This is a genomic window from Citricoccus alkalitolerans (assembly GCF_039528175.1).
GTDB classification, from domain to species: domain Bacteria; phylum Actinomycetota; class Actinomycetes; order Actinomycetales; family Micrococcaceae; genus Citricoccus; species Citricoccus alkalitolerans.
Map to the genome: position 1 here is coordinate 240343 of NZ_BAAALH010000002.1, position 20748 is coordinate 261090.

17 protein-coding genes are annotated in these 20748 nt (G+C 66.3%); 4 read left to right on the plus strand and 13 right to left on the minus strand.

The window, feature by feature from the left end:
* Positions 1-125: 125 nt before the first annotated feature.
* Complete coding sequence (locus tag ABD134_RS07000; protein ID WP_344228086.1) at positions 126-1070, minus strand: M28 family peptidase; 945 nt, start codon at positions 1068-1070, stop codon at positions 126-128.
* Between the two features lie 136 nt (positions 1071-1206).
* Positions 1207-5343 (minus strand): Pls/PosA family non-ribosomal peptide synthetase, encoded by a 4137-nt coding sequence (locus ABD134_RS07005; RefSeq protein WP_344228087.1) that lies wholly within the window; start codon positions 5341-5343, stop codon positions 1207-1209.
* Between the two features lie 804 nt (positions 5344-6147).
* Here ABD134_RS07005 and ABD134_RS07010 point away from each other — a divergent pair.
* On the plus strand, positions 6148-7425 hold the full coding sequence (locus ABD134_RS07010; protein WP_344228089.1) for a heparan-alpha-glucosaminide N-acetyltransferase domain-containing protein: 1278 nt from the start codon (positions 6148-6150) through the stop codon (positions 7423-7425).
* 104 nt (positions 7426-7529) lie between these two features.
* On the opposite strand, the gene ABD134_RS07015 is transcribed toward ABD134_RS07010, so the two are convergent.
* The 3 genes from ABD134_RS07015 to ectA form a co-directional block, all read right to left on the minus strand.
* The gene (locus ABD134_RS07015; protein WP_344228091.1) at positions 7530-7973 is read right to left on the minus strand and encodes an ectoine synthase; all 444 of its coding nucleotides are present in this window, start codon (positions 7971-7973) and stop codon (positions 7530-7532) included.
* Between the two features lie 45 nt (positions 7974-8018).
* Entirely contained in the window at positions 8019-9320 is a 1302-nt protein-coding gene (gene ectB, locus ABD134_RS07020) for a diaminobutyrate--2-oxoglutarate transaminase (RefSeq protein ID WP_344228093.1), read from the minus strand.
* A 123-nt stretch (positions 9321-9443) separates the two neighbouring features.
* A complete protein-coding gene (gene ectA / locus ABD134_RS07025; protein WP_344228095.1) occupies positions 9444-9929 on the minus strand; it encodes a diaminobutyrate acetyltransferase in 486 nt (161 codons plus the stop codon).
* Between the two features lie 718 nt (positions 9930-10647).
* Between ectA and ABD134_RS07030 the strand changes: the two genes are divergently transcribed.
* The gene (locus ABD134_RS07030) at positions 10648-11154 is read left to right on the plus strand and encodes a hypothetical protein (protein ID WP_344228097.1); all 507 of its coding nucleotides are present in this window, start codon (positions 10648-10650) and stop codon (positions 11152-11154) included.
* Between the two features lie 53 nt (positions 11155-11207).
* Here ABD134_RS07030 and ABD134_RS07035 read toward each other — a convergent pair whose 3' ends face one another.
* Both ABD134_RS07035 and ectB (ABD134_RS07040) read right to left on the minus strand, forming a co-directional pair.
* Complete coding sequence (locus ABD134_RS07035) at positions 11208-12176, minus strand: M28 family peptidase (RefSeq protein ID WP_344228098.1); 969 nt, start codon at positions 12174-12176, stop codon at positions 11208-11210.
* 145 nt (positions 12177-12321) lie between these two features.
* Complete coding sequence (gene ectB / locus ABD134_RS07040; RefSeq protein ID WP_344228099.1) at positions 12322-13602, minus strand: diaminobutyrate--2-oxoglutarate transaminase; 1281 nt, start codon at positions 13600-13602, stop codon at positions 12322-12324.
* A gap of 335 nt (positions 13603-13937) precedes the next feature.
* On the opposite strand from ectB (ABD134_RS07040), the gene ABD134_RS07045 reads away from it, so the two are divergent.
* Both ABD134_RS07045 and ABD134_RS07050 read left to right on the plus strand, forming a co-directional pair.
* Positions 13938-14180 (plus strand): hypothetical protein, encoded by a 243-nt coding sequence (locus ABD134_RS07045; protein ID WP_344228101.1) that lies wholly within the window; start codon positions 13938-13940, stop codon positions 14178-14180.
* 13 nt (positions 14181-14193) lie between these two features.
* A complete protein-coding gene (locus ABD134_RS07050; RefSeq protein ID WP_344228103.1) occupies positions 14194-14697 on the plus strand; it encodes a hypothetical protein in 504 nt (167 codons plus the stop codon).
* 105 nt (positions 14698-14802) lie between these two features.
* On the opposite strand, the gene ABD134_RS07055 is transcribed toward ABD134_RS07050, so the two are convergent.
* The 6 genes from ABD134_RS07055 to ABD134_RS07080 form a co-directional block, all read right to left on the minus strand.
* The gene (locus tag ABD134_RS07055) at positions 14803-15339 is read right to left on the minus strand and encodes a CarD family transcriptional regulator (protein ID WP_344228105.1); all 537 of its coding nucleotides are present in this window, start codon (positions 15337-15339) and stop codon (positions 14803-14805) included.
* 151 nt (positions 15340-15490) lie between these two features.
* A complete protein-coding gene (locus ABD134_RS07060; RefSeq protein ID WP_344228107.1) occupies positions 15491-16213 on the minus strand; it encodes a MarR family winged helix-turn-helix transcriptional regulator in 723 nt (240 codons plus the stop codon).
* On the minus strand, positions 16210-17100 hold the full coding sequence (locus ABD134_RS07065) for an enoyl-CoA hydratase/isomerase family protein (RefSeq protein ID WP_344228109.1): 891 nt from the start codon (positions 17098-17100) through the stop codon (positions 16210-16212). Before ABD134_RS07065 ends, ABD134_RS07060 begins: the two co-directional genes overlap by 4 nt.
* Positions 17097-18380: a CaiB/BaiF CoA transferase family protein gene (locus ABD134_RS07070; protein ID WP_344228111.1), complete on the minus strand. Its 1284-nt coding sequence runs from the start codon at positions 18378-18380 to the stop codon at positions 17097-17099. Before ABD134_RS07070 ends, ABD134_RS07065 begins: the two co-directional genes overlap by 4 nt.
* A gap of 14 nt (positions 18381-18394) precedes the next feature.
* Complete coding sequence (locus ABD134_RS07075; protein ID WP_344228113.1) at positions 18395-19897, minus strand: aldehyde dehydrogenase family protein; 1503 nt, start codon at positions 19895-19897, stop codon at positions 18395-18397.
* Positions 19898-19924: 27 nt separating this feature from the next.
* Positions 19925-20725 carry an enoyl-CoA hydratase gene (locus ABD134_RS07080; protein ID WP_344228115.1) on the minus strand — a complete coding sequence of 267 codons (801 nt, stop codon included), beginning with the start codon at positions 20723-20725 and terminating at the stop codon, positions 19925-19927.
* Positions 20726-20748 lie beyond the last annotated feature (23 nt).

Below are 20748 nucleotides of genomic sequence, written 5' to 3' on the forward strand. Positions count from 1 at the left end.
GGGTGCGGGCCCTACTATGCCCCGTCACCCCACATACCACTGTGGCCCGGCGCCCCGATCCCCGCAAGGAGGGGGGACGGAGTACCGGGCCGCGGTGCCTAACACCCCAGCTCGGGTCATCGGGCTCAGTCGAGGGCGCTGGTGTCCTGGGCCAGCCTCGTGGCGGCGTGGATGATCGCGTCGGTCATCAGGTCCAGCGCCTCCGGGTCGATGTTGTCGAGGTCGTCACCCGGGGAGTGGTAATTGGGGTCCATGGGCCGTCCTGCCTCACCGCCGAAGATGCGGGCTTCCCGGGCGGATTTCTCCACGTCGCTGCCGGTGAACAGCCCACCCACGGCAACATCCTCCCGGATGAACGCCACCTGGTCGGAAGCCATGTTCCAGGTGGTGGCCGTCCAGGGCTGGTCCCGGGAGCCAAAGTAGTCGGTGAAGACCTCCATGACCTTTTCCGAGCCTTCGGGCACCTCGAGCCAGGGTCGGCCGGCACCCCGGGCGTTGTAGACCCCGATCACCGGGTTGGGCGAGGCGACCATGTCGAAGTTCAGGTAGGCAGCGATGCTGTCGAGTCCGTCGCCGTTGTCCTCGGCCAGCTCCTTGACGTAGTGCCGGGAACCGTACGACTCCGGAAACTCCTCGGCTCCCCACCACACGAAGCGAACCTTGTTGTTGATCCCGTCCTGCCGGCCGACCTCCTTCGCCGCCTCCAACAGTGCCGCTACTCCGGAGGCATTGTCGTTGATCGCCGCGCTGTCTTCCACCCCGTCCAGGTGGGCCCCGAGCATCACCACGTTCTCGTCGCTGCCGGTGTCAGTCTCGGCAATGATATTGAAGCTCTCATACTCCTCGCCGCGATTCTCGAAGGTGAAGTACTGGCGGTCGCTTTCATAGCCAGCATCCTCGAGCTGCTCTTCGACGTACTCGGCCGCGGCCTCGTACCCGGGGCTACCGGTCGCACGGTCCCCGTACTCATCAGCCAGCTCCTGGAACTCCTCCAGATGCCTCAAGGCATCGGACACCTGCCTGTCCCCAACGACCCGCACCAGGACCAGCGCCACGAGGACAGCAAGCACACCAAGCGACAGAACGACAACAACCTTCGTCCGTTTCCTGCGGTGATTCATGTCGTCCTTTGCGCGAAACGTGATCCATGCAGGATAAGCGGCTCTGCACCTAGAGCGAAGCGCCCGGGGACCCACTGGTGACGGGTCACACGGAGATCTCCTGTGCGGGGTTGCCGCCGTACCGGGCACCCGCCGGTACCTGCGTTCCCTTCATCAGGAAGGAGTCCGCCTCAAGGACGGAATCGTCACCCATCTCGACGTCATAGTGCACGTAGACGCCCACGCCGACGGTGACCCGGTTGCCGATGCTGATGGCATCGAGCTTGAAGACGCCATCCTCCATCGAGTGGCACTGCACGATGGCGTTGGCATTGAGAACCGCGTCGTCGCCGACGGTCACCAGGGTCTTCTCCGGGATCCAGCAGCCGTCATCGAAGACGCGCTTGCCCATCTGCACGCCCTGCAGTCGCCAGAACACGGGCTTGAACGGAGTGCCATCGAGGAACGGCAACGGGTATGTGATGAACTTCCAGAACCGTTCGTGACGCCAGAACCTCACATCGTAGACCGAGCAGACCGTCGGGACCATCGGCTTGAATCCGGTAGAGGCTCGTTCGAGCAGGATGAGGAAGGCGATCATGAAGGCGAAGAAGCCCATGGTGCCCACGAAGAGACCCAGGCCGGTGATCTCCGTCGGGAACGCAAGAACGACCGAGGCCGCCATCAGGCCGGCGAGGACGAGGACCCACCGGCTGAGCAGGAAGAGTCCGATCGTCACACCGTTGTGCCTGTTCTTGGCCGGCAGCTTGCGGGCGATCTCCTCCGGGCTGTCGACCTTGTGGAACTCCGCGTCGCGTTCGACGGTCCTGGGGATCTCGAAAGCCGGTGAACCCAGCAGGCCGACGTCTTCACGGACCGTGCCATCGATGGGCACCATTGCCTTCGTGCCGAAGAGGACGTTGTCCCCGGCGCGCGCACCGGCGGGATACGGGACGTCGTTGCCGAAGAAACTGTTCGCCCCGACGGTCACTTCAGACACGCGGAAGGACGTGCTGGAGTAGTCGGCGTTCATGATCGAGAGTCCGTCGGAGACCATGGTTCCGGATCCAATGGTGGTCAGGAAGGGGTTCTCGTGTGCGAGTTCCGGCCCAAAATTCGATCCGGTCTGGATCAGATTGGGCTGCTTGTAACCCAGCAGGCGGAGGTAGTGCACGACCAGTGAGCTGTCCGCAACGACGTGCATGAACCGTTCGACGTTGGTCAACCCGAGGATCGCCCGGTGGGCGGCATAGTGCAGTCCGAAGAGCGGATACGTCTTTCCCTGATCGATCAGGATGTTGAGCAGTCGCGGAATCAGGAAGACACCGGCCAAGGTGGCGAGCAGGCCGACGGTCAGCACGAGGAACGCGACGATCACCAGGTCCACGTAGAACCGTGGGTTCGCATAGTCCAGATGGCCGGTGTCCAGGTAGGCGGGGACGAGCAGCGCGATCGCCAGCACGACCAGGGGGCTGAGCCCCGCCGTGGCGCCGAGCAGGACGAGCGCACTGTAGGTCATCCGACGACGCCTGCTGACCTGCATCGGCGAGGCCCTGCGGTATTCCACGGTGGCCGGGACCGCGGGTGAGCCGTGCCAACTCTCGCCCGCAGGAATGAACTGGGTCCTCTGCAGGGAGGACGTGTGCCCCAGCTGCGCGCCGTCGCCCATGGTGGAGCCGATGTCCAGAACGCACTTCTCACTGACGTAGACGTCCCTGCCGAGCGTGACCGGACCAGTCTGGATCCACCCGTCGTGCGCACGATAGCCGTTGTAGCGGGTGTTCTTGTTGATGACCGTGTTGTCGCCGATGGTCAGCAGGTCGGTGACCACCGGAATGACCGGGGTCAGGATCAGGACATTGGAACCGACCTTGGCGCCCAGGAGCCGCAGGTAGAACGGGATGATCGGGGTCCCGACGAAGGCCATCAACGGGTTGAGATTGACCAGGGCTTTGATGAACCAGAATCGGACATACGCCAGGCTCCAAATCCGGATGTGTTGTTCCTTCCACTGACCGATGACGATCCATTTCAGCAGGATCGGCATCACGGACAGGGCCACGAAGAATCCGACGGTGAAGACGATCGCACGCCCCCAGATCGCCAGGACACCCTCACCGCCAGTGACCCAGTCGTAGCCGGACACGGCGACCGCCATGAGGGCGTAGGAGTAGCCGATGGCGAGCACAGCCTGCAGAACACCACAAAGTACGGACTCTAGGGTGCTGCCACGACCGGGCGCGGGCGGCGCATAGGGTTCGGCCCAGGTCGCTGGACCGGTCGGCGCATCGATCGCCGCAGCGAGCTGCCTGACCGTTGGGTGCTGGTAGATGTCCTGCACGCCGACCGGCGGCAGGTCGGTCTGCTTGCGCAGCCTGGCGGATAGGCGTGCTATGAGCAGGGAGTTGGCCCCGAGGTCGTCGAAGATGTGTGCCTCGACGGAAACGCGGTCCGTTCCCAGCACGGCAGCAAGCCACCCGGCCAGCGTGGCCTCAGTCTCAGTTGCGGGCTGGAAGTACTCGGAGTCGACCACAGTGCTCACCCGGGTGAGGGGCTTCGGCAGGCTCTTGCGGTCGGCCTTGTCACTGGGCAGCATCGGCATGGTCTCGAGCCGCTCGTAGAAGGCCGGGACCATGTAGCCCGGCAACCGATCGCGAAGCTCCTCTTGGATCACCTGCGGCGCGAGCGAGGAGACGTCACTGCGCAGCGTGTAGAACGCGGCGAGCTCGGTCATCCCGGGTGCTGATTCATGGGTCTCGACCACGGCCTGCGCGATCCCGGGGACTTGCAGGAGCACCGATTCGATTTCCGACAGCTCGATCCGGTATCCGCGGATCTTGACCTGGGTGTCGATGCGGCCGTGGTACTCGATCTCCCCGTGCTCATTGACGCGGCAGAGGTCACCACTGCGGTAGATGCGTCCGGAGGGGTTGTTCGGGATGTCCATGAAGTCGTCGATGAAGACGGCATCCGTCTTCTCCGGGTTATTGAGGTACCCCATGGCGAGACCGATCCCGGCGATGCCGAGCTCGCCCATCTGGCCCGGTTCCAGGGCGCGTGGCTCATCGGGATCCAGGATCATGGTCGTGTAGGTCGGCAGGGGCTGGCCGAGGGTGATCGGCTTGCCGGGCTGGAGAAGCTCCATCGTGGCGGTCACTGTGGTCTCAGTGGGCCCGTAGACATTCAGGAATCGGCGGCCCGGCCGGTGCCAGCGCTCGGCCAGGTCCCGCGGGCAGGCCTCACCGGAGACGAGGAGGAAACGCAGGCCTGGAAGGTCTTCTTCGAGGGTGGCCAGCAGGGTCGGCACGCAGCACATTGCGGTGATGCGGTGGTCGATCACGAACTGTTCGAGGTCGGCCCCGAGGAGACTCCTCGAGCTCGGTTTCGGAATCAGCGTCGCACCGACCATCCACGGCACCCACATCTCCTCGATGGAGAAATCGAAGGCGATCGTCAGCCCCTGGTAGACACGGTCGTCGCCCTGGTAACCGTAGACCTCGGCGGCGACCCGCAGAAAGTTACAGATGCTGGGATGTTCGATGGCCACTCCCTTGGGACGGCCGGTGGATCCCGAGGTGTAGATGACATAGGCCAGGTCCTCGACCGGTTCGGGCTTTTCGATCACCGTGAGCCGGTGGTCCGGTTGGCCGACAATGTCCACATCGACAGTGTCCAGGACCAGGGCACGGGTTTCACCCTCCGGCAAGAGACCCTCCAGATGACTCAGGGTCAGCACGCTGCTGACCCCAGAGTCCTCCATGATGTACCCCATCCGGTCGGCGGGGAAGCCGGCGTCCAGTGGCACATATGCCGCCTGAATCTTCAGCACCGCCAGCATCGAGACGTAGGACCACACGGCGTCATCAAACAACAGCGCGACGCGGTCGCCGGCCTGTGCTCCGACTGCCAGGAGGTGCCGGGCAAGCTGGTTGGCCCGCGCGTCCAGTTCGTCATAGGTGAGCTTCACGTCTCCGGTGTCGACGGCCAGCTGGCCCGATCGACCTTCATCGCGCAGCACGTCGCAGCGTTCCTCGAAGAGCGTTTCCATACGCTCTCCCGGAGACCACCGAATCCCATGGTGGTGGTGGGCGGACTGCAGCAGCAACCGGTCCAGAGTGGCCGTGGTCGCGTCGTGAACGTCTTCCTCCGCTGTCTGCGAATCGATGCCGGGAGAGGATGTGCGCGCGGCCTGCGCGGTCAACTGTTCGGTCTGCAAGGGCAGGTTTCGGATCTGCACCGTCACCTCGGGGGCCAGCCTGGTGGGTATGTCCGATGCAATATGGACGCTCTCTTCCGGAGCCATCAGTGCCTCGCATTTCTGTGGTGGTCCTCGACGCGCTGGGAGATGACACGCCGCTTCTCAAGCTATTTCTCAAGCTATGGAGGGACCGGCCATCGGCACATCTGTGCGAGATACCCGCCTGGCACCCGAATGGTCCACTGGCATGGCTGTAGAACACTCGGAGATCCTGCACCCGGGGATCTGCCGGCGAGGGGTGTGCGAAGCCCGCGGTGCGCCACCTTCCCAGGTCAGTGCGACCAATGTTCTCCCACAGCGGTGATGTACCAACCATCAGGGAGCCATACCCCGACCATCCAGCGGTAGAGGGGATCACCGACGGCGCCGCACCCGGTGGGGCCCTACTCGACAGGCTGGATCGATACCGCGGTCACAGAAATGATTCGTCCGCCCCGGTTCTGTCTGAAACGTCACTACTTGCTCCCCCGGACCCCGTGCTGACGTGGCCGTTCAGGGTGGCGGAACCGGCCGGTCAAGAGGTGGAACGGAGATGGCCACGTGGTCTCACGGCGGACATCGAGTAGTGCGGACCCTGCTGCAAGGGGCAGACATCTCGTACGGTGGATCCGAAGACATTTCTCCTGTGGTCCGTACCGGTGCCTTCGCCCACCTTCAGGGATGTGCACCTCGCGGCACGCCCTTGCGGCGATGTAAGGAATGTGGGGGAAGCCGTGGCGCCCTGGCTCCGGCAGCAACATCAACAGCGCACGACGAACAAGGACGGGCTTGGTAGTGCTCATGCAGGACATGACAGCAAGCGAGGGCACCATGTCGCCCCCGAAGCCCAAGAACCGCCTAGTCGGCATTGATGCCGCGCGCGGCCTGGCGCTGATCGGATTAATGGCCGTCCACCTCTATCCCTCCGCGGTGGGGGACACCAGTGATCCGACCCTCGCGTGGACGCTGTTCGGCGGGGACTCGGCCGCGCTCTTCGCGCTGCTAGCCGGCGTCGGTCTGGCCCTGTCCTCCGGCGGGCGAACGCAACACCGTGGACGGCAGATGAACGCGGACCGGGTGGGGGTGGCGGTGCGGGCCGTGATGATCGGCATCGTGGCCCTGGCGATCGCGGCGATCATGCCGGCGGACCCCCCGGCCTACGGCATCCTGCTCTACTACTCGGCGTTCTTCCTGCTGGCCATCCCGTTCCTCCATTTCGGAATCGGGACGCTCTTCCTTAGTGCAGCCGCCTTCGCCGTCGTCTCACCGATCCTGATACAACAGCTGTATCCGGTGCTGCCTGGTTCCTCGCTCTACAACCACACCCTGGTGACGCTGTTCACCGAGCCAGCCGGCGTGGCCTCGGAACTGCTGATCACCGGATCGTATCCGGCACTGTCCTTCATGCCCTTCATCCTGGTCGGCTTGGGCCTCGGACGGCTTAACCTGCGCAGCACCCGGATCCAGGCCATCATCGCCGGGGCCGGCGCGGCCCTGGCTGTCCTGGCCAACCTCGCTTCCTCCCTGCTGCTCCATGCCGTAGGTGGCTACGAGGCACTGCTGGAGACCCCGGACATGACCCGGGACAGTCTCGACGAGGCCCTCATGTTCGGCCCGAGCATCCTGCCCGACACCTCCGGGTGGTGGCTGGCCATCGCGACCCCCCATTCTGGTGCTACCCTGGCCATCGCCTCCAGCCTCGGCATGGCGCTCCTGGTGCTGGCTCTGTTCCTGCTCATCGGGGCCAAGGCCGGGCGGTGGCTGGCACCCCTGGCGGCCATGGGTGCCATGACCCTGACCCTCTACTCCGCCCACCTGCTCGCCCTGGCCCCGGAGGTCCACTATGACGAACCCACCGCGTGGTTCGTGGTGCACCTGGTAGTGGCGGCCACGTTCGCCTGGATCTGGCGCCGGTCGGTCGGCCAGGGCCCTCTCGAGCTGATCGTGACCCGGGCCGTCAGGGGCGCCCGGCTCGTCGTGATCGAGGGAACCCCCGACACCGCCCCCACCACCACCACAAACGGGACCGCTCGTGGAACCCCCGACGGCATCACCCGCGAGCCACGGAACGGCCCCTCCTCCACCTGACGCTGACAAGAGACAAGACGGGAGGCGCGCCGCCGTCGTGCTGGTTCCATACCAACCACGACGACGGCGCGCCCCCTCTGTGTTACCGGGCGGGGATCAGGCCATCAGGCCATTGCCTCGGTTTCCACATTGGCCTTCTTCGGCACCTTGCGGTCCGAGCCCTCCTCGAACACCAGCTGGTAGACGCCGTTGGCATCGTGGGTCTCGCGGCCGGTCACCGGCGGGTTGAAGACGCAGGCCATGCGCAACTCAGTGGTGGCGCGGACCGTGTGTTTCTCGTTGCCGTCCAGGAGGTACATGGTGCCGTCCTTGACCTCGTGCACCTCGCCAGTCACCTCGTTGGTCAAGGTGCCTTTACCCTGCACGCAGTACACGGCCTCGATGTGGTTCGCGTAGTGGAACGTGGAGGTGGTGCCAGCGTAGATCACGGTGTCGTGGAAGGAGAAGCCGACCCCCTCGCGCGCCAGCACCATGCGGCGTGAGCGCCAGGTCTCGGACTTGATGTCGCGCTCGGTGTCGTTCAAGTCGTTCAGGTTGGTCACCAGCATGTGAGGTTCCTTTCGGTGGGGGAAGTCTGGTCCGTGGGATGTCGTTCAGGCGGCGCCGGCGAGGTCACCGTTGCCTGCCCGGTACGCGATGTCGGTGCCGGTCACTTCGGCCACGGCGGCGGCAATGATGCCCATGCCGCGTTCGAGTTCAGCCTTCGGCGTGGTCAGGGCTGGCATCAGCTTCAGGACCTCGTCGTCGGGGCCGGAGGTCTCCACGAGCAGCCCGTTCCGGAAGGACTCGGCGGCCACTTTGCCGGCTACCTCGATGTCCTCGAAGTGCAGACCTGCCAGCAGTCCGCGACCGCGGACGGTCGCACCCTCCATGGAGCCGGCGATCTGCTCCAGGGCGCCGTGCACGGTGGCGATGGCCTCGGCCAGCTGGCCCTTCTGGAAGGAGTCGTCGGCCCAGAATTCCTTCAGGGTGGCCGTGGCCGTGATGAAGGCGGGGTTGTTGCCGCGGAAGGTGCCGTTGTGCTCACCCGGGGACCACACGTCCAGCTCGGGGCGGAACAGGGTCAACGCCATAGGCAGCCCATAGCCGGAGATCGACTTGGAGACGCAGACGATGTCCGGGGTGAAGCCGACCTCCTCGAAGCTGAAGAAGGTCCCGGTGCGGCCGCAGCCAGCCTGGACATCGTCGACGATCAGCAGGATCTCGTGCTTGGCGCAGAGTTCGGAGAGCCCCTTGAGCCACTCGGCCCGCGCGGCACGCACGCCGCCCTCGCCCTGGACGGTTTCCACAATGATCGCGGCCGGCTTGTCCACGCCGGAACCGGAGTCCTCGAGGACGCGCTCTAGCCACAGGAAGTCGGTGGTCACACCGCCGAGGTAGTCGTCGTACGGGATCTTCGAGCTGTTGGTCAGCGGAATACCGGCGCCCCTGCGCTTCATGGAGTTGCCGGTCACGGACAGCGCCCCGAGGGTCATGCCGTGGAACGCGTTGGTGAAGGACAGGATGTGCTGGCGCCCGGTCACCTTGCGGGCCAGCTTGAGGGCGGCCTCCACGGTGTTGGTACCCGTCGGACCAGGGAACATGACCTTGTAGTCCAGGCCCCGCGGCTGCAGGATGAGGTCGTTGAATGTCTGCAGGAAATCGCGCTTGGCCGGGGTCATCATGTCGAGCGAGTGCACAGGGGCGTCGCTGGAGATGTAGTCGACCAGGGCCGCCTGCAGCTTCGGGTGGTTATGCCCGTAGTTCAGGGCTCCGGCACCGGAGAAGAAGTCCAGGTACTCGGTCCCGTCTTCGGAGGTCTGGACGGCACCCTTGGCCTGGGCGAAAACGGTGGGCCAGCCGCGGCTATAGGTGCGGACCTCTGATTCAACGGTGGAAAAGACGGTGGTGTCCATTATGCATCCCTTTCTTACCCAGCGGGTGGGCCGGTATCGGTCGTGGAAGTCATCGGGGCGGTGGCGCGGGACCGCCGCCCGGCTGATCGAACATGCCGGGCGGGCAGGCCACTGCGGTGACCACTACTGCGCGATGGGCGCGATGCGGTGCAGGTATTCGGTCTCGAAGTCGTCGGGGAACATCTCCGCAGTGATGAGTGGGGTGATCTCTTCGTCCGCCCCATATCTCCTGGCGAAGCTCGCGAACAACCGCAAAGAGGCCTCGTTGTGGGCCGCGATGGTGGTCTCCAAGGCCTCAGCGTTTGTCCGGGTCACCAGTGCGTCCAACATGCGGGAAGCGAGTCCAAGGCCGCGGGCGGCTTCTGTGACGGCCACTTGCCACACCATCAGGGTGGTGGGAGAGTCGGGCCGGATGTAACCGGTGACGAATCCGGCGGGCTCACCGTTGATTTCCGCGATCACCGTGGTGTCCGCGAAGTCCCTGCACCAAAGCAGATAATAGTAGGACGAGTTCAGGTCGAGGACCTTGGAGTCCTTGGCCATGTTCCACAGCGCAGCTCCATCCGCGGTCTGCGGAGGGCGGAGTACGGGGGCTGTCGGGCGGGTCATGATTGCTGTGTCTGCATCATATGGCATCCCATCCACCATAACGAGCTGAAAACTGATTACAAGTCGGGTTCGGCGGATTTCCGGGCCGGAAAGGCTGTTTACCGGGCAGTAGGGCACCTCTGACACGCCGATGCATCCTATGGCTGGGGCGGTTGCCCGGGCAAATTGCCAGTACGCCTTCTAACCGGCTCGGAACTTTACCATTCCGTTATATCAACAGGCCGCCGGCACGGTGAGTGTCGCTCGGACGCCCTTCCCCTGAGGGAGCTGCATGGATTCTTCACTCGCCGAATACTCCTGATCCGCAGCCACCCCGTCCAGAACCTTGTCCGTGGCCTCGCCGGCACGGCCCGCGGGACGCCGACCACCGTCACGACCTACGATTGCGCCAGGCCAATCTCCTGACTCAGCGGATACGTCCAGAGCAGGAGTTACACCGTAGACGGTACAGTCCCCACGTGGGGGCAAACCTGCGGTGATGGCGCGGATATGCCGCCGCGTCGCTAGGGGTCGCTAGGGACAGCGGTTCGACGATGAGACGAGGGTCAGGAAATTGGGCGCGGAGTTCGAACTCACTGAGACGGTGATCCGTCACGATTGGGAGCAGGTTGAGTACGGGTCGGGCGAGGACATGACCCGGCTGTCGCTGAGTGCCAGGCTTCACGGGACTGTCCGCGGCACGGTGCACCGGTCCCCTGACTTCCATCACCATTTGGAGATGGACGGCTGGGAGCTAGCCGGCCACCAGGAATTGCCTGTGGTGTGGGCGCATCGGGCGCGGTGCGCCCTGGGCCAGTTGCGCCTGCGTGCGGCCGGACAGCCGCACACCAGGCCGGACGCTGGCGGGCGGTGGGATGTCTCGGTGCGGCACCGTCTGCGGATCACCGGCGCCCAGGCCGTGCCCGGCCAGCTGGCCCCGCACTGGGCATTCACCCCGGCTGAGATGTTCGTCGACGTCTCCACGAGCGGCATTGGGTCGCTGCTCTTGTTCGGCGCCGGGCCGGTGGAGACCGACTCGAAGCGCTATGACTTCGCCGTCAGTGTCGGCGGTGTCGTGGTCTTCGACCAGCTGGACCCGGGCGACCAGGTGCCGGACTCGGCGCGCGGCCCGGTCCTGGAGGCCGCACGGCTGGCCTTCAAACTGCGCACAGAGGCCGACCGACAGCTGACCGACGAGACGACCGGATCGCGAGCAGAGGACGACCTTCACCACACTGCGGAATGACCCGGCCACGATCCAGTGGGCCAGCCCGCCCAGCGGACTACCCGGACCAGGTCCTACGGTTGCAGGGTGACCTGGAGAACGCTGTTGTCCTCGGCCAGCCGGCTGGCCACATGGACGATCGCGTCGGTCATGAGTCTCAGCGCCTCCACATCGACGTTGCGGATATCGTCTCCCGGCTGGTGGTAATTGGGGTCACACGGCCGCTTTGCTCTGCCGCCGAAGAGTTGGGCCTCTCGGGTGGTCTTCTTGTCACTGTCCCCGGAGTAGAGACCACCCGCAGCGACACCTTTCTTGACGAACGCGATCTGGTCCGAGTCATAGTCCCAGTCAGTGGCGATCCAGGGCTGGCCGAGGGAATCGAAGTAGTCGGTGAAGACGCCCATGATCTCCTCCGAACCACCGGTCACGGCATGAATCGGTTCGGGGTCCCGTGCGTCGTAGACCCCGATGACCGGGTTGGGTGAGGCGATCATGTCGAAATTCAGGTAGGCCGAGATATTGGCCAGTTCGCCGCTGTTGTTCTTGGCCAAGTCCCGGACGTAGTGCCGGGAGCCGTATGACTTCGAGAACTCCTCGGCCCCCCACCAGGCAAAGCGTACTTTGTTGTTGATGCGACCCTCTCGGCCGAGCACTGTGGCTGCCACTAGCAAGGCCGCCGCTCCGGAGGCGTTGTCGTTGATCGCCGGGGCTCCCGGCACCCCGTCGAGGTGCGCACCGAGCATGATCACGCTGTCCGCACTGCCGGCTTCGGTCTCGGCGATGATGTTGAAGGTCTCGACCGTGCCGCCGCGGTGCTTGAAGGTGAAGTACTGGCGGATGCTCTGGTAGCCGGCACCGGCAAGTTGCTCTTCGACGTACTGTGCCGCCGCCTCGTAACCGGAGGTCCCGGTGGCCCGGTCGCCGTGTTGGTCAGCCAGTGCCTGGAATCTCTCCAGATGCTCATAGGCGGCGGGCATCTCGCCCAGCGGCTTGGGGTCGTCCGCCATGCCGCGCCATCGTCTCAGGAGGTTTGACAGTTTCATGGGTTCCTCATGTTGTAGCCCGGAGATCTCCGGCTGTCTGCTGGAAGGGGTCGCTTCAGTGCCCGCCGGTGAACCACCGGACGTGCCGGTCGACGTCTCTCATCGACCGGCACGTCCGGGCGAGGCAGCACACTGTAGCCCGGCCTCAGCCGACCAGTTCCCGCGTGCGACTGCCTTCCAGGTGTTCCACCACGGCTGCCCGCAGAATCTCCAAGCCCCGATCGAGAGTTGCCTCGTCGGTCGTCAGGGGAGCCATGATCTTGATGACCTCGTCGCGGGGCCCGGCCGCCTCGATCAAGAGGCCGTTCGCGATGCAGGTCTGGCGCACAGCTGTGGAGACGTTCTCATCGAGGACGTCCAATCCCTGCATGATCCCACGCCCCTTGACACGTGAGCCGGGAATCATGGCGGAGATTTCGGTCAGGCCGTCATGCAGCTGGGCGGCACGTTGCCTTACCGTCTCCTCGAACACTGCGGTCGACCAGAACTTCCTCAGCGCCACCTCCGCCGTGATGAACGCGTGGCCGTTGCCCCGGAAGGTCCCGTTGTGTTCCCCGGGCAGCCATTGGTCGAGCTCGGGCCGAATCAGCAACAGAGACATCGGGATTCCGAAACCGGACACCGACTTGGACAGGACCACGAGGTCAGGCTGAACACCCATGTCCTCGAAGCTGAAGAAGGTGCCGGTGCGCCCGCAGCCGGCCTGAATGTCATCGATGATGAGTAGGGCTCCGTGCTCGGCAGCGATCGATGCGATGCGCTGCAGCCATTCTGACGAGGCGACATTGAGTCCGCCCTCACCCTGGAGCGTCTCGAGGATGATCGCCGCGGGGGTGTCAACTCCACTCGACTGATCGGCCAGCATCTGAGCAAGATGCTCACTGGTGTCGACACCGTTGCCGAAGTATCCCTCGTAGGGCATGCGGGTCACGCTGTGGAGGCCCTGGCCGCCCATCCGGTGGTGGCGGTTGCCCGTCGCGGCCAGCGAACCGGCGCTACCGCCGTGGAAGGCATTGGTGAAGGCGATCACATTGGACCGCCCGGTCACCTTGCGGGCCAGTTTGAGAGCCGCCTCGACGGCGTTGGTGCCGGTCGGGCCGGTGAACTGGACGCGGTAATCCATGCCACGAGGCTCCAGGATCAGTTCCTCGAATGCCGTCAGGAAGTTGCCCTTGGCCACTGTGTGCAGATCAAGGCCCTGGGTGATTCCGTTGCCGGAGATGTACTCGATCAGGGCGGCCTTCATGTCCGGGTCGTTGTGCCCGTAATTGAGGGAACCGGCTCCTGCGAGAAAATCGATGTACTCCTCGCCCTCCGTGTCCCGCACGAGGGTTCCAAGGCCGGTGGTCAGAACATGCGGGAATGACCGGCAGTAGCTCCGAACCTGGGACTCGCGTCCAGCGAAAATGTCGTGGTGATCGGTCATTGCAGTTCCTTCCGCCCTGGTGGGCAAACAGAAGATTCCGACCCCAGAACAGAGATGTTCCAGCGCCTTTCCCAGGGGGGTCCGCCTCCCTGGGACACTCACCAGTCTTTGGCCCGTGAAGGGAGCAGTCAACGGGCCCCGGGGATCCAGGTGATGGTGCAGTAGGACTACCTGTGCCCGGTCAGGACGGCCGTCACACCGGCCAGCACCGTTACGTGGAAGGGTGGTTCATCTCCGCCTGGGACGATGCTGCCCCGCCCGCCATGCGTACAGACAGGGCGGGCGGGCGTCTGGATCCGGTGCTGCCCACGCCCCGTCTACGAAAGGTTGCTGGGATGACCCATCCGATGACCGACACCGGCGGGACCGCCCCGCGGACCACCGCCCCCGCCACCGCGCCAAACGGACAGCACCCACGCCAGGCTCGCCTTGGCAGGAAGGCTATCTCCCCCCTCGGCCGCACGGAACGGCTGATGCGCGTGCGGATCCATGAGGCGGACAGCGGATCAGCCCCGGGGCCGATCGGGTCCCTGACCACCGGCCCGTGGTCACGCGACGCGGACAGCCGCCGCGCCTGACCTGGACTGGCTCGTGACCACCGAGCTGCAGCTGAACTTAACCGGATCCTTCCCGGCCGACGGATCCACGCTGGAGACCTGGACCCAGGCCCCCGCCGTGGACGCCCTCGGCGGCGTGGCCCGAGGCACACTGCTGGGCCCCGACGGGGAGGAGTACGCCCACGCCACGGGATGGTTCCACGCCGTGGACAAGAACAGCCAGGAGGCCCTGGACCACTATGAACGTGAGGCCGCCCGGCCCCTCGGGCCTGAGACCGAGGCACCGCTGTCCACGCTGCTCGGACTCCAGGGGGCCGGCCCCGGCCGTGAGGCAGAGCGGCCGACGGCGACCGAGGACTTCCAGCCGGGGGTCACCTTCGCGGCGAACGACTCCCTGCGGATCGTCGAGGTCGAGCTGCACTCCAGCGACCACAGCGTCACGGGAGCCGGGGCGCAGGGGCCGAGGGCCGGCGTCGGGCCTCAGGTTGTGGTCAAGCCGTTCGTGCAGGCCACGGCGGCCTTCCGCGCCGCCCGCTGAAGCATCCAACTGGAGGACCCACTCAACTGCAGGTCAAAGAAGGCCCGCTTCACGCCCCATCGGAGCGCGAAACGGGCCTCTTCTCACCGCGGGGTCGCCCGGGGGTCAGGCGGCCTGCTTGGAGTCCTTGCCGCGGTCCAGGCCCAGGTCCTTCAGCGGTGTGCCGTCGATGGCCTGGACCATGACGTCCTCGGCCTCGACCACGGAGATGTCCAGGACGATGGCGACCTCGGCCGCGAGGATCTCCACGGCATCGCGGTACAGGGTGCGCTCAGCCATGGACAGGTCCTTCTCGGCCTGACGGCGGTGCAGGTCGCGGACCACTTCGGCCACGCGGGGCAGGTCCCCGGTCGCCAACTTCTCCTGGAAGGCCTTCAGCCGGCGGGACCACTGCTCCTCGACGTACTCGCTCGGCTTCGCCAGAAGGGACATCAGCTTGCGGACCTGGGTGTGGCTGCTGACATCGCGGACACCGATGTCCTTGACCATCGATTCGGGAACGGAGATGCGCAATCCCTTGTCCTGGATTTCCAGTTCCACATACGCGACGTCCTTACCCTTCAATTGCCGGACCTGGCGATCGAGGACGATCGCGGGGCCGTGGTGAGGATGGACAACAAACTGACCGGGAACCAGACGCATGGGTGGGATGCACCTTCCTGTTGCTTACACCGAACCGCCACCGGGGCAGGCGGAGGCCCGCCACCGGAAATTGACCTATTCATTTTCTCATTATTTCTTTCAGAAAACAAATCAGGGGCGTGTCCTTGAACCCAGCGGACGGCCGGATGCCCTATGCTCTCGGCAACCTCCGCTTCTTGGGGCGTGCTGGTGTGGACGCAGCCTCCTCAGGGGCCGGGCTCGCCACATCAGCCGGGCCGGCCGGCGTCCTTGTCCCCTCCTCCGCGCCTTCCCCGGCGGCTCCGGAGACGGGGCCTCCGGAGAAGGGGCTTCCAGCTGGGCCACCGTCACTGAGCCGTCTGCCGGCAGGACCCCCCGCCAAAGGACTGGGTTCGGAGAAGTCCCCGGCGGCATAGCGAAACGCCCCGAGGATGCGGTTGAGGTCGGCCAGCACGCCCTCGGGCAGACCGAGGTCGGTGAAGACCTGCCGGTTGAGCTCCCGGGCCGCCTGCAGTGCCACGTCGCGGCCCTGTGGAGTGATGGCGATGAGATTCGCCCGGCCATCCGTGGGGTGGGGCCGCCGCTCCACGAGACCGGCCTGCCCCAAGCGCTCCACGGTGTTGGTGACCGAAGTGGGGTGGACCTGGAGCCGGCTCGAGGCCTTGGCCAGCGGCATCGCCCCCGTCCGGGAGAACCCCAGCAGGGTCAGCATCTCAAAGCGGGCGAACGTCAGGTCCAGGGGGCGCAGCACAGCATCGATCCGGGCCATGAGGATCTGCTGCGCACGGAACAGGGAGGTCACCGCGGCCATGGCGTCGGCGGACTCTTCCCACCCGTGATCCGCCCAGTTCTGGCGGGCCTGCGCCACGGGGTCGTGCTGGAGTGGAGGCGTCACAGAGCGGGATCTCCCGTCCCCATCGACTGCCGGGCATGCCTCTGGACGTCTCGCCCGCCGTTCCAGGTGAACTCCGGGGTCCGCTTGGCCAGAAAGGCCTTGACCCCTGTCTCGGCGTCCCCGGAGGTGGTCATCAGTTGCTGCCAATGCTCGTTGGCCCGCGCGAGTTGCGCCCGGCCGTGCTCCCCGCCGCCCGCTGAGTCAATGGTGTCCACAATGTCCTTCATAGCCTGGATGGACAGCTGGGAGCGGGAGGCGAGCCGCTCGGCGAATGCATCCACCTCGCCCCAGAAGGCCTCGGCGGGGTGTACCGCCTGGACCAGGCCCAGGACGCGGGCCCGTTCGGCGTCCACGAAGTCCCCGCTGAACAGCAGGTACTTGGCGGTGGCCGGCCCGGCGATGCGCACCAGCCGCTCGATCCCGGCGGTCGGGTACACGATCCCGATCTTGGCCGGAGTGATCCCGAAGGTCGCCGCCGAGGAGGCCAGCCGGATGTCACAGGCCGCCGCGATCTGCCAGGCGCCGCCCAGGCAATAGCCCTCGACGGCGGCGATGGTGGGCTTGTGCAGTCCGGCCAGGGCTGCCTCGCCGGCGGCCACGGCACCGCCGTCGTGCCGCCCGGAGTCCTCGTCCCTCAGGATTGCCCGCAGATCGGAGATATCGGCCCCAGCGGAGAAGTCGGTTCCGGCCCCGCGCACGACGACGGCCCGCACCGATCCGTCATCGGCCAGTCGGGCGCAAGCGGGCTCCAGAGCCCGCCACATGGCCTCCGTCATGGTGTTGCGCCGCCCTGGATTGGACAGGGTCACGGTGGCGATGGCCCCCTGCTGGGAGACCTGAACCGATCCCCCGGGCTCAGTGGCCCCGGGGGCTGTCCCCGCGCTCACGGCCGGCCGCCCGCCGGCGGGTGTGCTTGCACGATGCCCGCCTCGACGAGGCCGGCGATCTGGCCCTCGTCCAGCCCGAGCCCCTCAAGCACCGCCCACGTGTCCTCGCCCAGGGCCGGCGGTGCCTTGCGCACGCCAGTGGCGGTGCCGTTGATGCTCAACGGCCCGCGCAGCAGCGGCAGCGCCGAGCCGTCCGTCCGTGTCACGGTCTGCACCATGTCCAAGGCCTGCACCTGGGGGTCCTCGAAGGCCTGCTCATAGGTGTAGATCGGCCCCGTGGGGATGCCAGCGGCGCGGAAGGCCTCGATCCACTCCAACCCGGGCCGGTGCACCAGCTTCTGTTCGATCAGCTCGGTCAGCTCGGCCCGATGCTCGGAGCGGCTCCGCCCCACCGCGAAGCGCGGATCCTCCTTGAGTTCGGGGGCTCCGATGATCGCGCAGAACTTGGCCCAATGCGCCTGATTCCCCACCGCGATGATCGCCGGGATGTCCGCCGTCTGGAACACCCCGTAGGGGGAGAGCACCGGGTGGTCGTTGCCCTGCGGCACCGGGACCGCACCGGTGGACAGATAGTTCTGGCCCTGGAAAGCCGAGACGGCCAGCCCTGCCTCCAACAGTGAGGTCCCCACCCCATGGCCCTGTCCACCGTTGCCGGCGCGGCCGGCCAACGAGGCGCAGATCCCCACGGCGGTGAAAACGCCCGCGTAGAGGTCCATCACCGGCACCCCCACCCGCGTGGGGGACTCCGCGTCCGGTCCGGTCACGGACATCAGCCCGGACATCCCCTGGGCCACCTGGTCCAGCCCAGCGGCCTGGGCCAGGGGGCCGGTGGTCCCGAAGCCGGAGACCGAGGCGATCACCAGACCGGGATTCGCCTCACGCAACGCCTCAGGGTCCAGCCCCATGGTGGCCAGCACGCCGGGGCGGAAGTTCTCCACCAGCACGTCCGCGGACACCGCGAGGTCCCACAGCAGCGTCCGGCCGGCCTCCGCGTAGAAATCCACCGCGATCGACCGCTTGTTCCGGTTCGTGGAGTCGAAGTAGAGCGAGTGCTCGTCCTCGAACGGCGGCCAGGAGCGGGTGGAGTCCCCTCCCTTGGCGGACTCCACCTTGATGACGTCCGCCCCCAGATCACCCAGCAGCGCCGTGCAGTACGGCCCCGCCAGCGCCCGGGACAGGTCCATCACGGTAAACCCGGCCAGCGGCAGCCCCGCGCCGACCGCGGCGCGTGCCACGCCGGCGTCGGGCAGGGCGTTGTCCGCGGTGTCGTTCGGTGTCATGCTCCGCGCCACGCTCATTTCCTCAGTTTCACGTTGATCTGCTTGATCTGGGTGAAGCCCTCCAGCATGCCCTCCAGAGAGGCCTCTCGGCCCATGCCGGACTGCTTGTACCCGCCGTAGGACTGGCCCACCACCTGGCCGCCGCCCTGGTTGACCTGCACCCACCCGGACTCGATCCGGTGGGCGGTGTTCAGTGCGTTGTCGAGGTCGTGGGTCCAGACGTAGGCGGCCAGCCCATAGTGGGACTCGTTGGCCATCTGGATGACCTCGTCCACATCCTTCCACTTGATGGCCACCAGCACGGGCCCGAAGATCTCCTCCTGGGCCAGCCGGAAATCGTTCCGAGCCCCGCCGAAGATCGTCGGCACGTGGTAAAAGCCCTCGGTCAGGGATCCCTCGGTCGGCGCAGAACCGCCGAGGACGGTGGTGAGGTCCGGGTGGTTCCGTCCCTCCTCGAGGAAGCCGTTGATCTGGTCGAACTGGGACTGGTTGATCACCGCACCCATGTCCGAGGCCTCGTCCAGCGGGTCACCGACGACCATCGCCCCCAGCCGCGCGGCGAGCTTGTCCAGCATCTCGTCGTAGATGTCCTCATGCAGGAACAACCGGGACCCGGCGGTGCAGGACTGGCCCTGCCGGGCGAAGCGCGAGGACAGCATCAGCCCGTCCAGGATCCCCTCGTCCTCGACCGCGTCCGGGAACACGATGGACGGGTTCTTGCCGCCCAGCTCCAGGGACAGGTGCGCCAGACGCTCGGAGGCCTGGGCGGCCACCCCGCGCCCCACCTCGGTGGAGCCCGTGAAGGAGACCTTGTCCACTCCTGGGTGAGTGGACAGTGCGTTGCCGATGACGGAGCCGCGCCCGGTCAGGGAGTTCACGACGCCGGCCGGCACGTGCCGCTGGCAGACCTGGGCCAGGTACTGGATGGTCAGGGGTGCATCGTCGGCGGCCTTGAGGATGACCGTGTTCCCGGCTGCCAGGGCGGCCGGCACCTTGAACGCGGCAATCATCAGCGGCGAGTTCCACGGCAGGATGCAGGCCACCACGCCCAACGGCTCGCGCCGGGTGTATTGCAGCTGCTGGTCCCCCGCCGGCAGGGTGACGCCCTTGGACTCGCCTGCGACCCCGGCGAAGTAGCGGAACAGGGAGACGAGGGTGACGACCTCGGGACGAGCCTGGGAGCGCAGGGCGTTGCCCGTGTCCAAGGCCGTGAGCTGCGCGAACTTCTCCGCCTCGGACTCGATGTCGTCCGCGATGGCCAGCAGCGCCTTCCCACGGCCCGTGAAATGGGCGGCGCGCCAGTCCGGGAAGGCCCGACGCGCGGCGGAGACCGCGCGATCGACATCCTCGACTCCGGCGGCCGGCACCCGGCCGATGACCTCACCGCGCCGGGCCGGGTTGCGCACAGGACGCCACTCGCCCGTCGAGGCCTCGGTGGCACGGCCGTCGATCCACAGCAATTGCTCGACGCCGGCCAGGATGCCGGCCGCTCGCTCGTCCAGGACTATTTCACTCATGGTGTCCTTCTTTCAGGGGTGTGGTGCTCAGCGGTGGGTGAAGGTGGCCTGGCGCTTGTCGACGAACGCGGCCATGCCCTCCTTCTGGTCCTCGGTGGCGAAGCAGGCGTGATTCATCCGGCGCTCGTAGAGAAGCCCCTCGCTGAGGCTGGACTCGTAGGAGCGGTTGACGGACTCCTTGGCGATCATGGCGATCGGCAGGGACATCGCGGCGATGGCGGCGGCCAGCTCGCCGGCCTCCGACTGCAGGGCGGCCACCGGGACCACGCGGGCCACCAGGCCGGAGCGTTCGGCCTCGTCCGCCCCCATGGTCCGGCCGGTGAGGACCATCTCCATGGCCTTGGACTTGCCGATGGCCCGGGTGAGCCGCTGGGAGCCGCCCATGCCGGGGATGATGCCGAGCTTGATCTCGGGCTGGCCGAACGTCGCGTTGTCCGCGGCGATGATGATGTCCGCGATCATGGCGAGCTCGCAGCCGCCGCCCAGGGCATGGCCCGCCACGGCCGAGATGACCGGGGTGCGCACCGCGGCGAGCCGGTCCCAGGCACCGAAGAGGTCGGCCGTGTAGACCTCGGCGAAGGAGTGGGTGGCCATTTCCTTGATGTCCGCCCCGGCGGCAAACGCCTTCTCCGAGCCGGTGATGACGATGGCGCCGATCTCCGGGTCCGCGTCGAAGCCTTGGGCGGCCCGGAGCAGTTCCTCGGTGAGCTGCAGGTTGAGGGCGTTCAGGGCCTTCGGCCGGTTCAGCGTGATGGTCCCGACGCGTCCGGCGGTGCTGGTCAGGATGGTCTCGTACGTGCTCTGGTCAGTGCTCTCGTCGGTAGTCATGGCTCGTGCTGCTCCTTGGCGGT